The organism is Mesorhizobium sp. M6A.T.Ce.TU.016.01.1.1 (assembly GCF_003997065.1).
GTDB classification, from domain to species: Bacteria; Pseudomonadota; Alphaproteobacteria; order Rhizobiales; family Rhizobiaceae; genus Mesorhizobium; species Mesorhizobium mediterraneum.
Genome location: NZ_RZTJ01000016.1, coordinates 116,290 through 129,957 on the forward strand (window position 1 = coordinate 116,290; position 13,668 = coordinate 129,957).

The 13,668-nt window shown below is 61.7% G+C and carries 11 protein-coding genes, 1 tRNA gene and 1 pseudogene; all 13 read right to left on the reverse strand.

Annotated features, from left to right (window positions below; translation table 11 throughout):
- Window positions 1-46 precede the first annotated feature (46 nt).
- The gene (gene rpoB, locus EOC94_RS24750; RefSeq protein WP_127294069.1) at window positions 47-4,183 is read right to left on the reverse strand and encodes a DNA-directed RNA polymerase subunit beta; all 4,137 of its coding nucleotides are present in this window, start codon (window positions 4,181-4,183) and stop codon (window positions 47-49) included.
- A gap of 253 nt (window positions 4,184-4,436) precedes the next feature.
- A complete protein-coding gene (rplL, locus tag EOC94_RS24755) occupies window positions 4,437-4,814 on the reverse strand; it encodes a 50S ribosomal protein L7/L12 (RefSeq protein ID WP_023680442.1) in 378 nt (125 codons plus the stop codon).
- Between the two features lie 54 nt (window positions 4,815-4,868).
- On the reverse strand, window positions 4,869-5,387 hold the full coding sequence (gene rplJ / locus EOC94_RS24760; RefSeq protein WP_065011395.1) for a 50S ribosomal protein L10: 519 nt from the start codon (window positions 5,385-5,387) through the stop codon (window positions 4,869-4,871).
- A 395-nt stretch (window positions 5,388-5,782) separates the two neighbouring features.
- Window positions 5,783-6,481 carry a 50S ribosomal protein L1 gene (gene rplA, locus EOC94_RS24765; RefSeq protein WP_095488825.1) on the reverse strand — a complete coding sequence of 233 codons (699 nt, stop codon included), beginning with the start codon at window positions 6,479-6,481 and terminating at the stop codon, window positions 5,783-5,785.
- Between the two features lie 4 nt (window positions 6,482-6,485).
- On the reverse strand, window positions 6,486-6,914 hold the full coding sequence (rplK, locus tag EOC94_RS24770; protein ID WP_023798121.1) for a 50S ribosomal protein L11: 429 nt from the start codon (window positions 6,912-6,914) through the stop codon (window positions 6,486-6,488).
- A gap of 172 nt (window positions 6,915-7,086) precedes the next feature.
- Window positions 7,087-7,614 (reverse strand): transcription termination/antitermination protein NusG, encoded by a 528-nt coding sequence (nusG, locus tag EOC94_RS24775; RefSeq protein WP_006333333.1) that lies wholly within the window; start codon window positions 7,612-7,614, stop codon window positions 7,087-7,089.
- A 27-nt stretch (window positions 7,615-7,641) separates the two neighbouring features.
- On the reverse strand, window positions 7,642-7,845 hold the full coding sequence (gene secE, locus EOC94_RS24780; RefSeq protein WP_029352158.1) for a preprotein translocase subunit SecE: 204 nt from the start codon (window positions 7,843-7,845) through the stop codon (window positions 7,642-7,644).
- A 372-nt stretch (window positions 7,846-8,217) separates the two neighbouring features.
- Window positions 8,218-8,293, reverse strand: a tRNA-Trp gene (locus tag EOC94_RS24785).
- 131 nt (window positions 8,294-8,424) lie between these two features.
- Window positions 8,425-8,907: a group II truncated hemoglobin gene (locus EOC94_RS24790; protein WP_127294071.1), complete on the reverse strand. Its 483-nt coding sequence runs from the start codon at window positions 8,905-8,907 to the stop codon at window positions 8,425-8,427.
- A 110-nt stretch (window positions 8,908-9,017) separates the two neighbouring features.
- Window positions 9,018-10,685, reverse strand: coding sequence for a hypothetical protein (locus tag EOC94_RS24795; protein WP_127294073.1), 1,668 nt, complete (start codon window positions 10,683-10,685; stop codon window positions 9,018-9,020).
- Window positions 10,686-10,845: 160 nt separating this feature from the next.
- A pseudogene (tuf, locus tag EOC94_RS24800) lies at window positions 10,846-10,968 on the reverse strand (elongation factor Tu); the annotation flags it as partial.
- Between the two features lie 121 nt (window positions 10,969-11,089).
- Window positions 11,090-12,271, reverse strand: a complete 1,182-nt coding sequence (locus tag EOC94_RS24805) for a hypothetical protein (protein WP_127294075.1) — start codon at window positions 12,269-12,271, stop codon at window positions 11,090-11,092.
- A 221-nt stretch (window positions 12,272-12,492) separates the two neighbouring features.
- Window positions 12,493-13,668 (reverse strand): elongation factor Tu (tuf, locus tag EOC94_RS24810; protein WP_127294077.1); only part of this gene is annotated, 1,176 nt, incomplete at its 5' end.

Below are 13,668 nucleotides of genomic sequence, written 5' to 3' on the forward strand. Positions count from 1 at the left end.
ATCATGCTCGGCGTCCGGTCGCGGGAGCCGCGACCGGACGTCTTGCTCACTCGGCCGCGTCGGGCAGCCGGACCGGGTTGTCGTCCAGCTTGGTGTTCTCCAGCTCGACATTGAGGCCCAGAGACCGCATTTCCTTGACGAGAACGTTGAAGCTCTCGGGAATGCCGGCCTCGAACGTGTCGTCGCCTCTGACGATCGCCTCGTAGACCTTGGTGCGGCCGGCGACGTCATCCGACTTCACCGTCAGCATCTCCTGCAGCGTGTAGGCGGCGCCGTACGCTTCGAGCGCCCAGACCTCCATCTCGCCGAAGCGCTGGCCACCGAACTGCGCCTTGCCGCCCAGAGGCTGCTGGGTAACGAGCGAGTACGGCCCGATCGAACGCGCGTGGATCTTGTCGTCCACAAGATGGTGAAGCTTGAGCATATATATGTAGCCCATCGTCACCTTGCGATCGAACGGCTCGCCGGTGCGTCCGTCATAGAGCTGCGACTGACCGCTGGTGTGCAGGCCCGCCTGCTCCAGCATGATGTTGATGTCGGCCTCGTGCGCACCGTCGAACACCGGTGTCGCGATGGAGACGCCGCGACGCATCTGCTCGCTGAGGCGAACGATGCTCTCGTCGTCGTATTCGCGGATCGGCTCGTTGCGGTCGTTGGCCGGCATGAAGCTCTCAAGCGTCTTGCGCAACGGCTTGATGTCGCCGGCCGTCTTGTAGGCGTCGATCAGATCGCCGATCTTCCTGCCCATTCCGGCGCAAGCCCAGCCCAGATGCGTCTCCAGGATCTGGCCGACATTCATGCGGCTCGGCACACCCAGCGGGTTGAGCACGATATCGGCATGCGTGCCGTCCTCGAGGAACGGCATGTCCTCGACCGGAACGATCCGCGACACGACACCCTTGTTGCCGTGCCGGCCGGCCATCTTGTCGCCGGGCTGCATCTTGCGCTTCACGGCCACGAAGACCTTGACCATCTTCATGACGCCGGGAGGCATCTCGTCGCCGCGCTGTACCTTCTCGACCTTGTCCATGAAGCGCTGTTCGAGCGCCTTCTTGGAATCGTCGTACTGGCCACGCAGGGCTTCCAGTTCGCTCTGGAGCTTTTCGTTCTCCACCGCAAACTGCCACCACTGCGAACGCGGATACTCGTCGAGCGAGTCCTTCGACAGTTTCGAGCCCTTCTTGAAGCCCTTCGGCCCGGCAATCGCTTCCTTGCCGACAAGAACGTCGGAAAGGCGCGAATAGACGTTGCGGTCGAGGATCGCCTGCTCGTCGTCGCGATCCTTGGCGAGGCGTTCGATCTCCTCGCGTTCGATCGCCATGGCGCGCTCGTCCTTCTCCACACCGTGGCGGTTGAAGACGCGCACTTCGACGACGGTGCCGAAGGTTCCAGGCGGCATGCGCATGGAAGTGTCACGCACGTCCGATGCCTTTTCACCGAAGATGGCGCGCAGAAGCTTTTCTTCCGGCGTCATCGGGCTTTCGCCCTTCGGCGTGATTTTGCCGACCAGGATGTCGCCCGGCTGCACTTCCGCACCGATATAGACGATGCCGGCCTCATCGAGGTTCTTCAGCGCTTCTTCCGAGACGTTGGGAATGTCGCGCGTGATTTCCTCCGGCCCGAGCTTGGTGTCGCGCGCCATGACCTCGAACTCCTCGATGTGGATCGAGGTGAAGACGTCGTCGGCGACGATGCGCTCGGACAAGAGGATCGAGTCCTCATAGTTGTAGCCATTCCACGGCATGAACGCGACCAGCACGTTGCGGCCGAGCGCCAGATCGCCGAGCTCGGTCGACGGACCGTCGGCGATGATGTCGCCCTTGTTGACCCGGTCACCCATACGCACCAGCGGGCGCTGGTTGATGCAGGTGTTCTGGTTCGAACGCTGGAACTTCATCAGCCGGTAGATGTCGACGCCCGACTTGCCGGGATCGAGATCTTCCGTAGCGCGGATGACGATACGCGTCGCGTCCACCTGGTCGACGATGCCGCCGCGGCGGGCGCCGATGGCGGCGCCCGAGTCACGGGCGACGATCGGCTCCATGCCGGTGCCGACAAACGGCGCTTCGGCGCGCACCAGCGGCACGGCCTGACGCTGCATGTTCGAGCCCATCAGAGCGCGGTTGGCGTCGTCGTTCTCGAGGAACGGGATCAGGGCCGCGGCCACCGACACCATCTGCTTCGGCGACACGTCCATCAGATCGACGTTTTCGCGCGGCGCCATCATCACTTCGCCGGCGTTGCGGCAAATGACGAATTCGTCGACGAAACCACCATTCTTGTCGAGCTCGGCATTGGCCTGCGCAACGTGATGCTTGGCCTCTTCCATCGCCGACAGGTAGACGACCTCATTGGTCAGCTTGCCGTTGACGATCTTGCGGTACGGGCTCTCGATGAAGCCGTACTTGTTGACGCGCGCAAAGGTGGCCAGCGAGTTGATCAGACCGATGTTCGGGCCTTCCGGCGTCTCGATCGGGCAGATGCGGCCGTAATGCGTCGGGTGCACGTCGCGCACCTCGAAGCCGGCGCGCTCGCGGGTCAGACCACCGGGTCCAAGCGCCGAGAGACGGCGCTTGTGGGTGATCTCCGACAGCGGGTTGGTCTGGTCCATGAACTGCGACAGCTGCGAGGAACCGAAGAACTCGCGCACGGCGGCAGCCGCCGGCTTGGCGTTGATCAGATCCTGCGGCATCACCGTGTCGATCTCGATCGAGGACATACGTTCCTTGATCGCGCGCTCCATGCGCAGCAGGCCGACACGGTACTGGTTCTCCATCAGCTCGCCGACCGAGCGCACGCGGCGATTGCCGAGATTGTCGATGTCGTCGATCTCGCCCTTACCGTCGCGCAGTTCGACCAGCGTCCTGACCACGGCCAGGATATCGTCCTTGCGCAGCACGCGCACGGTATCCTCGGCCTTGAGCTCGAGGCGCATGTTCATCTTGACGCGGCCGACGGCCGACAGGTCATAGCGCTCGCTGTCGAAGAACAGCGAGTTGAACATGGCTTCGGCGGTTTCGAGCGTCGGCGGCTCGCCGGGGCGCATGACACGGTAGATGTCGAACAGCGCGTCCTGGCGGCTCTCGTTCTTGTCGACGTTGAGCGTGTTGCGGATATAGGCGCCGACATTGACGTGGTCGATGTCGAGAACCTTGATCTCGTCATCGCCGGCGCTGAGAAGCACCTTCAGCGTCTTTTCGTCGATCTCGTCGCCGGCTTCGAGGAAAATCTCGCCGGTCGCATAGTTGACGATGTCCTCGGCAAGGTAGTTGCCGAGCAGATCCTCGTCGGTTGCCTTGATCGCCTTGAGACCCTTTTCGCCGAGCGCCCTGGCCTGGCGGGCAGTGATCTTCTTGCCTGCCTCGACGACGACCTCGTTGGTGTCTGCATCGACCAGGTCGCCAACGGCCTTGAGGCCGCGGAAACGCTCGACGTTGAACGGGATGCGCCAGTGGTCGCCGGCGCGCTTGTAGGTGATCTTGTTGTAGAAGGTCGACAGGATCTCCTCGCCGTCCATGCCGAGCGCCATCAACAGCGACGACACCGGAATCTTGCGGCGGCGATCGATGCGGGCGTGCACGACGTCCTTCGAGTCGAACTCGATGTCGAGCCACGAGCCGCGATAGGGGATGACGCGCGCGGCAAACAGCAGCTTGCCGGACGAATGCGACTTGCCCTTGTCATGGTCGAAGAAGACGCCCGGCGAACGGTGCATCTGCGAGACGATGACACGCTCGGTGCCGTTGACGATGAAGGTGCCGTTCAAGGTCATGAGCGGCATGTCGCCCATGTAGACGTCCTGCTCCTTGATGTCCTTGATCGACTTGGCGCCGGTATCCTCATCGATATCGAACACGATGAGGCGCAGCGTCACCTTGAGTGGCGCGGCATAGGTAAGGTCGCGCTGACGGCATTCGTCAACGTCGAATTTCGGTCCTTCGAACTCGTACTTCACGAATTCCAGCATCGAGGAGCCGGAAAAGTCGGAGATCGGGAAGACCGACCTGAAAACCGCCTGCAGTCCCTCGTCAGGACGCCCGCCCTTGGGCTCCTCCACCATCAGGAACTGATCATAGGATGCCTTCTGAACCTCGATCAGGTTCGGCATCTCCGCAACTTCCGGTATCTTTCCGAAGAATTTGCGTACGCGTCTGCGGCCATTGAAAGTTTGTGTCTGGGCCATCGTCGCTCCTTAGCTCGATTCTCGGGGCGAGCCTCGCCGCGGCTCGCCTTGCATTCTCGGCCACCTCGGCGGCGGCCTTCAATTTGTTCACCCGCCACCTGTCGGTGGCCGGCCAAAACGGGAGAAAACCCGTTTCCTGAAGGCCGGTTTACGGCCCTCAGGAAAGAGGTTTTCGTACTCTTCGCGTTACGCAGCCTCCCTTCGCGCCAAGGGAGTGGCGGACGGCGCGAAGCCGCCCGCCGATATCAAACGCTTACTTCAGTTCGACCTTGGCGCCGGCTGCTTCCAGCTGGGCCTTGAACTTGTCCGCGTCGGCCTTGGAAACAGCTTCCTTGACCGGCTTCGGAGCCGCCTCGACCAGGTCCTTGGCTTCCTTGAGGCCAAGACCGGTGATGGCGCGAACTTCCTTGATGACGTTGATCTTCTGAGCGCCCGCCTCGGTGAGGACGACGTCGAATTCCGTCTTTTCCTCGACCGGAGCAGCTGCGGCCGCAGCACCGCCAGCGGCGGCAACCGCCACCGGAGCAGCTGCGGAAACGCCCCACTTTTCTTCCAGAAGCTTCGACAGCTCGGCCGCCTCAAGGACGGTCAGCTTCGAAAGGTCGTCTACGATCTTTGCCAGATCAGCCATTGCAATATTCCTTCATAAGGTTCGAACGTGTGTTTGTGATAGCGAGGAACGGCCTCATGCCGCCTCGTCCTTCCGGGCGTAAGCGCCGATGACACGCGCGACCGAAGCCGCAGGCGCATTGACGATCTGGGCGATCCGGGTTGCCGGCGTGGCGATCATGCCAACCAGCCTGCCGCGCAGCTCATCGAGCGACGGAAGTGTGGCGAGTGCCTTCACACCGTCGGCGTTGAGCGAGGTGGTGCCCATTGCGCCACCGAGAATGACGAGCTTGTCATTTCCCTTGGCGAAATCGGACGCGACCTTCGGCGCCGCAATCGGATCCTCCGAATAGGCGATCAGCGTCTGTCCCTTGAACAGGTCGATGATCGATGCGGAGTCCGTGCCCTGAAGAGCGATTTTGGCGAGACGGTTCTTCGCGACTTTGACGGTGCCACCGGCGACACGCATTTTCGACCGAAGGTCGTTCATTTGCGCGACGGTGATACCGGCGTAGTGGGCCACGACGACTGAACCTGCGCCCGAAAACGCTTCATTCAGGCCCGTGACGAGTTCGCGTTTTTCCGCTCTGTCCACTGCCTATCTCCAGTTGACCCCTGCCCTTTTCACGAGGACAGGCGTCGGGTTGCCTTTTGCCGGCCGGGCCATCCAGTAACGGATCTCCCGAACGACGCTCGAGGATCCTGCCCCCTTTCGCCACACCAGCCGGCAAACCGAATGGTGCGCAGACAAAAGGCAAACACGGTTCGAACCTTTCATTGGAGCAGTCGCTCCGTTGTCCGGTCTTCACCCGTCTCATGCAGGCCCACATGAATTAAGGCCCCCCTTGAACTAAGGCTTGGGGCCGCCCGCAATCTCGGACAGGATGTCCGGAAGCCTTTCGACTTCCGGTACCGGGCCGCCAAGATAATCGGAGGCCCGGAATTCTGCTTGCGGATCGGCCCTTTAGCGGCCGATCCAAATAGGTCGTATCAGGACGCTGCCAGCGTCGAGACGTCGAGCTTGAGGCCCGGGCCCATCGTCGAGGTGACCGACACCTTCTTGACGTAGTTGCCCTTGGCGCCAGCCGGCTTCGCCTTGTTCACTGCGTCGGCGAACGCGCGGACGTTCTCTTCCAGCGCCTTGACGTCGAACGAGATCTTGCCGACGCCGCCATGCACGATGCCGGCCTTCTCGACGCGGAACTCGACGGCGCCGCCCTTCGACGCCTTGACGGCGGCGGTGACGTCAGTGGTGACGGTGCCGACCTTCGGGTTCGGCATCATGCCGCGCGGGCCGAGCACCTTGCCCAGACGGCCGACCAGCGGCATCATGTCCGGCGTGGCGATGCAGCGATCGAAGTCGATCGTGCCCTTCTGGACGATGTCGACCAGATCCTCGGCGCCAACGATATCGGCGCCGGCCGCCTTGGCTTCCTCGGCCTTGTCACCACGCGCGAAAACGGCGACGCGGACGGTACGGCCGGTGCCGTTCGGCAAATTGACCACGCCACGGACCATCTGGTCGGCATGGCGCGGGTCGACACCCAGGTTCATCGCGACTTCAACGGTCTCGTCGAACTTCACCGAGGACCGGTCCTTGAGCAGCTTCAGCGCATCACCCAAGGCATAGGCCTTGTTGGGATCGATGCCTTCGCGGGTCTTCGATACACGCTTTGCAATCTTTGCCATGATCTCAGCCCACCACTTCCAGACCCATCGAGCGGGCGGAGCCCTCGACCATGCGCATGGCCCCCTCGATATCGGTTGCGTTCAGATCCTTCATCTTCTGCTCGGCGATGGCGCGCACCTTGTCGCGGCCGATCGTGCCGGCCTTGACCTTGCCCGGCTCCTTCGAGCCCGACTTCAGGTTTGCGGCCTTCTTCAGGAAGTAGCTCACCGGCGGCGTCTTCATGACGAAGGTGAACGACTTGTCCTGGTAATAGGTGATCACGACCGGAACCGGCGATCCCTTTTCCATTTCCTGGGTCTGCGCGTTGAACGCCTTGCAGAACTCCATGATGTTGATGCCGCGCTGACCAAGCGCCGGTCCGATCGGGGGCGACGGCGTAGCCGAACCCGCGGAAACCTGGAGCTTGAGCTGGCCTGCAATTTTCTTAGCCATCTCTTTCCTGCCTTCATCTCATGCCGGCCCCACTATGTGGGCAACACCGGCGGTTGCAGTCTGGTGGTGCGGTTCCCGTGGCCGGCTAAAGCCGCATTCGCCTCCCACCTGTGTTGGCCGCGATTTCCACGCCGCCTCCCCTCACCGCCGAATGGGCGACAAGGGTTTCGGATCAGCCCTTTTCGACCTGTCCGAATTCGAGATCGACCGGCACGGCGCGCCCGAAGATCGAAACTTCCACCTTGAGCCGCGCCCGCTCCTCGTCCACTTCCTGGACGAAACCGTTGAACGACGCGAACGGACCGTCCGAGACGCGGATCGCCTCGCCGATCTCGAAAGTGACCGACGGCTTCGGCCGCTCGACGCCTTCCTGCACCTGGTTCAGGATGCGCTGGGCCTCGGCCTCGGTGATCGGCACCGGCTTCGAGTCACCCAGGAAGCCGGTGACCTTCGGCGTGTTCTTCACGAGCGAGAACACCGCGTCGGTCAGATTGGCCTTCAAGAGCACGTAGCCCGGGAAGAACTTGCGCTCGGCATCGACCTTGCGGCCGCGCCGGATCTCGACGACCTTCTCGGTCGGCACGACGATCTGCTCGATGTCAGCGGACAGGCCTTTCTGCTTGGCCTTGTTCTCGATGTCCTCGGCGACCTTTTTTTCAAAGTTCGAATAGGCGTGGACGATGTACCACCGCGCAGTCATCTCAAGACTTCTCCGTAATCGCCGGACTTAGCGTCCAATGCCCAGAATCTGCTCGACCGCGAGGCCCATGAGCTGATCGGCGGTAAAGAAAAAGATCATCGCGATCACAGCGAACGCCAGGACCATCACCGTCGAAATCATCGTTTCGCGCCGTGACGGCCAAGTCACCTTGGCGGTCTCCGAGCGAACCTGCTGGAGAAAGACGAAAGGATTTGTGGTTTTCGAAGCCATGTGCCGCCTGTCTTCGAGACCCGTTGACCGGATCTCCTGGATGATCCCGCTGGCCGGGATGTGCCGCCTGAGTCCTGTGTTCGCGCCGAATCAGCGCAATCATTTCGCCCATGCAAATCGGACGCGTAAAGCCGGCTTCCCAGCTCCACGCGTCGCGTGTCTGTTTCGTCTACATAAAACCGATTCTTGATCCACGCAAGTGGCAAGTGTCCGCTTTATGACCAAACGCCGCCTCGGAACCATCCAGTCGTCCCGTCCCGGCTATGGCCTCTTATGCCTCAAGACAGCCTATATGGCAAGTCACCCCGCGATTTTCAAAGGGCCGATGCGTGGAAGACCAGACAATTTTCATGAATTGGCCATTTCGAAAAATGGCACGGGCAGCAGGGCTCGAACCTACGACCTGCGGTTTTGGAGACCGCCGCTCTACCAACTGAGCTATGCCCGTATCGTGCGCGTGTCGGCGCAGCAGGCGCTTCCTAAAAGCTTCCGCGCGCGCTGTAAAGAGCGGTCTGATCTGATCGTCTCATTCCTGCCTGCTTTCAGCATCAGGTCGGAAATCTTCGTGCCAAATCGGGATCATCCGCTCGAAGGCGGCTTGTATGGCCCGCCGGGCACGCCCCAGCCCCAGGCCGGCATCGGCTCGGTCTCGGGATCGCAGGTCTCGCCAAGGTTGGAGTTCATCTTCGCCAGCCGCGATCCCCATTCGACATAGGCCATGAAAGCCGAGCGGAATTCCGGATCGTCGGGCAGCCCGATCTCGTCGGCAGCGTCAGCGAGAAGATTGATCCAGCGGCGGCGCTGTTCTTCGCTCAGGTGCTTGCCGAGATGGTGAATCACCATCTCGCGGTGGCCGCCATGCTCCTCGCTGTAGGTCTTCGGTCCACCAAAGACCTCGCCGATGAAGGCCGCGACGTGCGCAGGATGGTCCGGCGACATGTTCTTGAACACCGGGCCGACGATGGAATCCCTAGACACCTTGCCGTAGAAGGTTTGGGTCAGGCGATTCAGCGCTTCGGTGCCGCCGGCCCATTCGAACAATGTCGGGATATTTTGGCTCATTCTCGATCCTCGACCGGCCAGAGCGTCACTTGCTTCGGACGATAGCGGAACTATCGAACGTTGCTCAACCTGCCTCGATGGCCAGCTTGGGCCGGCTGCATGCCTGCGCCTTACAACTTGACGGGCGCGTCAGCCTGAACCTCGGACGTCGGAACCACGCGACAATTCTCCGGCATTGGCGCCGATTTGCAGATGGTCGGACCGGTAAATTCGTCAACCGATTCAAGCCCGGTCGTCAGCCCGACTTTCAACATCATGTCGGGTTCGAGCTGCCGATCACGCGAAGCCGGCACCGACCGGATCGCCACCAGCAGACCGGGTCCGACCGCCATGTCCTTGAGATAGGTTTTGACCTGCTGCTCCGACCCCGTGGAATCCACGGTCAATTGCGCACGAGGGCCGACAAGGCGCCTGACACCACCGGCAAGCATGATCGGACAGGCCGCCCCACACGCCCCGCTGGCATCGATCGTGAGCCCGACATAGACGCCATCTTCGGCGGTGCAATCCGCCTTGTCCGGCTCGCATCCAATGAAGTCCGTCCGCGCAACCGCCACGTCGAGCTTGCGTTCTCGGATCAGCCTTCCGGCGGCCAGAGCGCCAAGCACGTCACCTCCCGGCGAGTTGATCACCACGGGCAATCGCCGACCACCGATCTTGTCCAGCAGTTGGCGCAGCCGTTCCGGCGTCTGAGCGCTAATCGTGCCTTCCGCGGAGATCCATTCGGGACAATTGGGATCGCAGAGAAAACTTCTGCCTCGAACCAGAACGAAGCGCATATCGCCAACATCGGCCCGCTGCACGGTTTCGCGTTCGACCGACGCGGCGGGAGCGGGCTTGGCGTATGCCACCACATCGCCGGCCGGCGCCGGTACTTCCCTGCAGTTCGGGGCCACCGGATCGGTGTTGCACAGGGTTGCCGCGGTCAGCAGGTCGACGGCATCCAGGCTGGTAACGAGCTTCGTCTGCAGCATGTCGTAGGGAGCCAGTTGCTGGATGGTGCTGGCCGGCGTGTTCTTCATCGTCTCGAGCACGCCTTGGCCGACGCCCATTTCCTTCAGATAGGCCGCCAGTCTTTTCTCCACCGACTTGCTCATCTCGTAGGTCTTGTAGCTGCCGGCATTCTTGCGGCCGACGATCTTCTTGCTGAGGACCTTCTTCTTGCCCCTCACCACGCGATAGGTGGTCCGGTACTGCAATTTCGTCCGGATGTAGGTCGTGGTGATCTGATGGACGCCGAGATAGGCCCATTGCCCGACCACGCGCCTGATGCCGCCGGCAAACATCAGCGGGCAAGCGGAATTGCAGATGGCGCCGCTGGCATAGGCATTGCCGAAATAGCGAGCGCCCTTGGCATCGTTCTCGTTGCAGTCCTTGGCTTCGGGCTGGCAACCGGTGAACCGGGTTTTGCCGACCGCGATATCGAGTTTGTTCTTGCGGAGAAGCCGGCCAAGCGCCAGCGCCGCTTCGACGTTGCCGCCGGGAGAGTCCACGACAACAGGCAGTTTTCGGCGGCCGAGTGCTTTGAGCGTGCGTTTGAACAGGGCCGGTGTGCCGGCTTCTATCGAGCCTTCAGCCGATATCCATTCCGGGCAGGTCGGCTCGCAACCAGGCGCGCTGCTGCGGACGACGACAAACCGCATCGCCGGACCAAGATCCGGCACGGATTTTTTTGTATTCGCCGCGAAGGCAGCGTGTCCCATGACAAGGAACGACGCCAGGCAGATCACCCCCAGCGTCCACCATGTCTGGCCATTCAAACGGTGCCATGGAACCATTTGGGCAAGCCCCCGCGATGCAACCTATACTAGTTGAGGTTTGGACGCTTGCAACAGGTTTTGGAACGACTGCGCAGGCGCATGTCGGCAGTGCCCCAAAAGCAGAAAGGGCAGCCCGAGGACTGCCCTTTTCGCATTCGATCCGGCAGATGCCGGTCGATTACTCTTTGATGGTGACGACGATGCCGGCACCGACGGTGCAGCCGCCTTCACGGATGGCGAAGCGCAGCTTCTCCTCCATAGCGATCGGCACGATCAGCTCGACATCGACCGTGATGTTGTCGACGCCGCGTGGGCCACATACGACGGCGCGCCCCCTTGCCAATAGCAACGAAAATAGCTTTCCGCGCTGCTCGTCGCGCTATTCCGGAAGGCTGGCGCAACCAGTCGCATATCCCGGCTGATCATGGCTTCATGTCCGATGATGTGTATGGGCCACTCGCCACGCCCCAACGCCAAGCCGGCATTGGTTCCATCTCAGGGTCACAGGTGGAGCTCGCCCCAGCTACCCGCGATCCCCCTCCGATACAGGCTATGAGGGTTTGCGGGGGATTGCCATACGACCCTTCGTCGCCGGCATTGGCCGCTGGCGTGGCCGGCTGAGAAAGTGGGGCTTGAGCCGGTTGAGAAGGTCCGGCCTTCGCCTCGATCGCTACCGCCTCGGCCGGCTTGGCATTCGCCGGGACCTCCCTGCAGTTCGCCGGCGCAGGACTCCGCCGGCATAAGCCCGCCTGGGTAAATATGTCGAGAGAGCCGCTGCTGGTGGCCAGCTTCATCGTCAGCATGTCGGCGAGGGAGATCCGCCGGATGTCGCTAGCGGGCGTCGCCTTCATTATGCCTAGAACGCCTTGTCCGACACCCATCTCCCGGAGATAGGCCGAGATCTTTCTCGAAAACGCCTTGCTCATTTTATAGGTCTTGTAGCTCTCGCCTTGAGTGACGGTCTCCGTGGTGACCCGATATCTTTTGCCACGGATGGTTTGATAGGTGGTTCGAAAATGCCGTGTTGAGGGGAAATAAGTGGTGGTGATCTGATGAACACCCAGATAGGCCCAGCCACCGACCACGCGCTCGACGCCTCCGGCAAACATCAGCGGACATGCGGAGTTGCACATGGCGCCCCCGTCGGACGCAATGCCGAAATATGCGGCGCCCTTGCCATCATTGGCTTGGCAATCGTCCATCCCGGGCCAACAATCGGAAAACTTGGTTATGCCAACGGCGATATTGAGCTTGTTTTTGCGGATTATTCGACCAAGCCGGAGCGCAGCGTCGATATCGCCGCCCGGGGAATTGACAATGATCGGCAGTTTGCGGCGGCCGAGCGTCTTCAATATACGCTTGAGCTTCGCTGGCGTGCCCGCCGCGAGGGCGCCCTCCGCCGAAATCCATTCCGGGCAGTTGGGGTCGCAACCGGCCGCGTTGCTTCGCACAACGACGAATTGCATCTCCGAAAAACTATCGGACAACGTGCCCGGGAAGTACCATGAATTCGGATTCCATAACCTAGGATCGGACAATGTCGGCGTCGGTGCGTCCTGGGCCTTCGCGGCGAAGACAGCCATTGCCATCGCGAGCACCGGCACCAGGCAAACCAGCGCATGCCACCACCTTGCTATATTGTTTGAACGACGCCCCGAAGCCACGCTTGGCAAAAGCCCCCTTGATACAACCTATAGTAGTTGCGGCAATGGTACTTGCAATAGCGTTGAAACCACCGCGCAATACCCGCCCTGTGAGGCGTCATAAAAGAAAGGGCGGCCCGAAGACCGCCCTTTCCTTGTCGATCCGACAACGCCGGTGTCGATTACTCTTTGATGGTGACGACGATGCCGGCACCGACGGTGCGGCCGCCTTCACGGATGGCGAAGCGCAGCTTCTCTTCCATGGCGATCGGCACGATCAGCTCGACATCGACCGTGATGTTGTCGCCCGGCATCACCATCTCGGTGCCTTCCGGCAGCGACACGATGCCGGTCACGTCGGTCGTGCGGAAATAGAACTGCGGACGGTAGTTGGTGAAGAACGGCGTGTGACGGCCACCTTCGTCCTTGGTCAGGATGTAGGCTTCGGCCACGAACTTCTTGTGCGGCTTGACCGTGCCCGGCTTGGCCAGAACCTGGCCGCGCTCGACACCTTCACGATCGACACCGCGCAGCAGCGCGCCGATGTTGTCGCCGGCCTGGCCCTGGTCGAGCAGCTTGCGGAACATCTCGACGCCGGTGCAGGTCGTCTTGGTCGTCGGACGGATGCCGATGATCTCCAGCTCCTCGCCGACCTTGACCACGCCGCGCTCGACGCGACCGGTCACAACCGTGCCGCGGCCCGAGATCGAGAACACGTCCTCGATCGGCATCAGGAACGGCTTGTCGAGCGGGCGAACCGGCATCGGGATGTAGTCGTCGACCGCAGCCATCAATTCGCGGATCGCGTCCTCGCCGATCTTCTTGTCGGAATCTTCCAAAGCCGCAAGCGCCGAGCCCTTGACGATCGGAATGTCGTCGCCGGGGAACTCGTTCTTGGTCAACAGCTCACGCACCTCGAGCTCGACCAGCTCGAGCAGCTCGGCGTCGTCGACCTGGTCGACCTTGTTCAAAAACACCACGATCGACGGCACGCCGACCTGACGGGCCAGCAGGATGTGCTCGCGGGTCTGCGGCATCGGGCCGTCAGCGGCCGACACAACCAGGATCGCGCCGTCCATCTGCGCAGCGCCGGTGATCATGTTCTTCACATAGTCGGCGTGGCCGGGGCAGTCGACATGGGCGTAGTGGCGGGCAGCCGTCTCGTATTCGACATGCGCCGTCGAGATGGTGATGCCGCGCGCCTTCTCCTCAGGCGCCGCATCAATCTGGTCGTAGCGCTTGTATTCGCCAAAATACTTGGTGATCGCCGCCGTCAACGACGTCTTGCCATGATCGACGTGGCCAATCGTGCCAATGTTCACATGAGGCTTTGTACGCTCGAATTTACCTTTTGCCAT

Bases quoted from the DNA above. Each gene is read 5' to 3' on its own strand.
- rpoB (WP_127294069.1), bottom strand. From the start codon at position 4,183: ATGGCCCAGACACAAACTTTCAATGGCCGCAGACGCGTACGCAAATTC.
- rplL (WP_023680442.1), bottom strand. From the start codon at position 4,814: ATGGCTGATCTGGCAAAGATCGTAGACGACCTTTCGAAGCTGACCGTC.
- rplA (WP_095488825.1), bottom strand. From the start codon at position 6,481: ATGGCAAAGATTGCAAAGCGTGTATCGAAGACCCGCGAAGGCATCGAT.
- rplK (WP_023798121.1), bottom strand. From the start codon at position 6,914: ATGGCTAAGAAAATTGCAGGCCAGCTCAAGCTCCAGGTTTCCGCGGGT.
- nusG (WP_006333333.1), bottom strand. From the start codon at position 7,614: ATGACTGCGCGGTGGTACATCGTCCACGCCTATTCGAACTTTGAAAAA.
- secE (WP_029352158.1), bottom strand. From the start codon at position 7,845: ATGGCTTCGAAAACCACAAATCCTTTCGTCTTTCTCCAGCAGGTTCGC.
- EOC94_RS24790 (WP_127294071.1), bottom strand. From the start codon at position 8,907: ATGAGCCAAAATATCCCGACATTGTTCGAATGGGCCGGCGGCACCGAA.
- EOC94_RS24795 (WP_127294073.1), bottom strand. From the start codon at position 10,685: ATGGTTCCATGGCACCGTTTGAATGGCCAGACATGGTGGACGCTGGGG.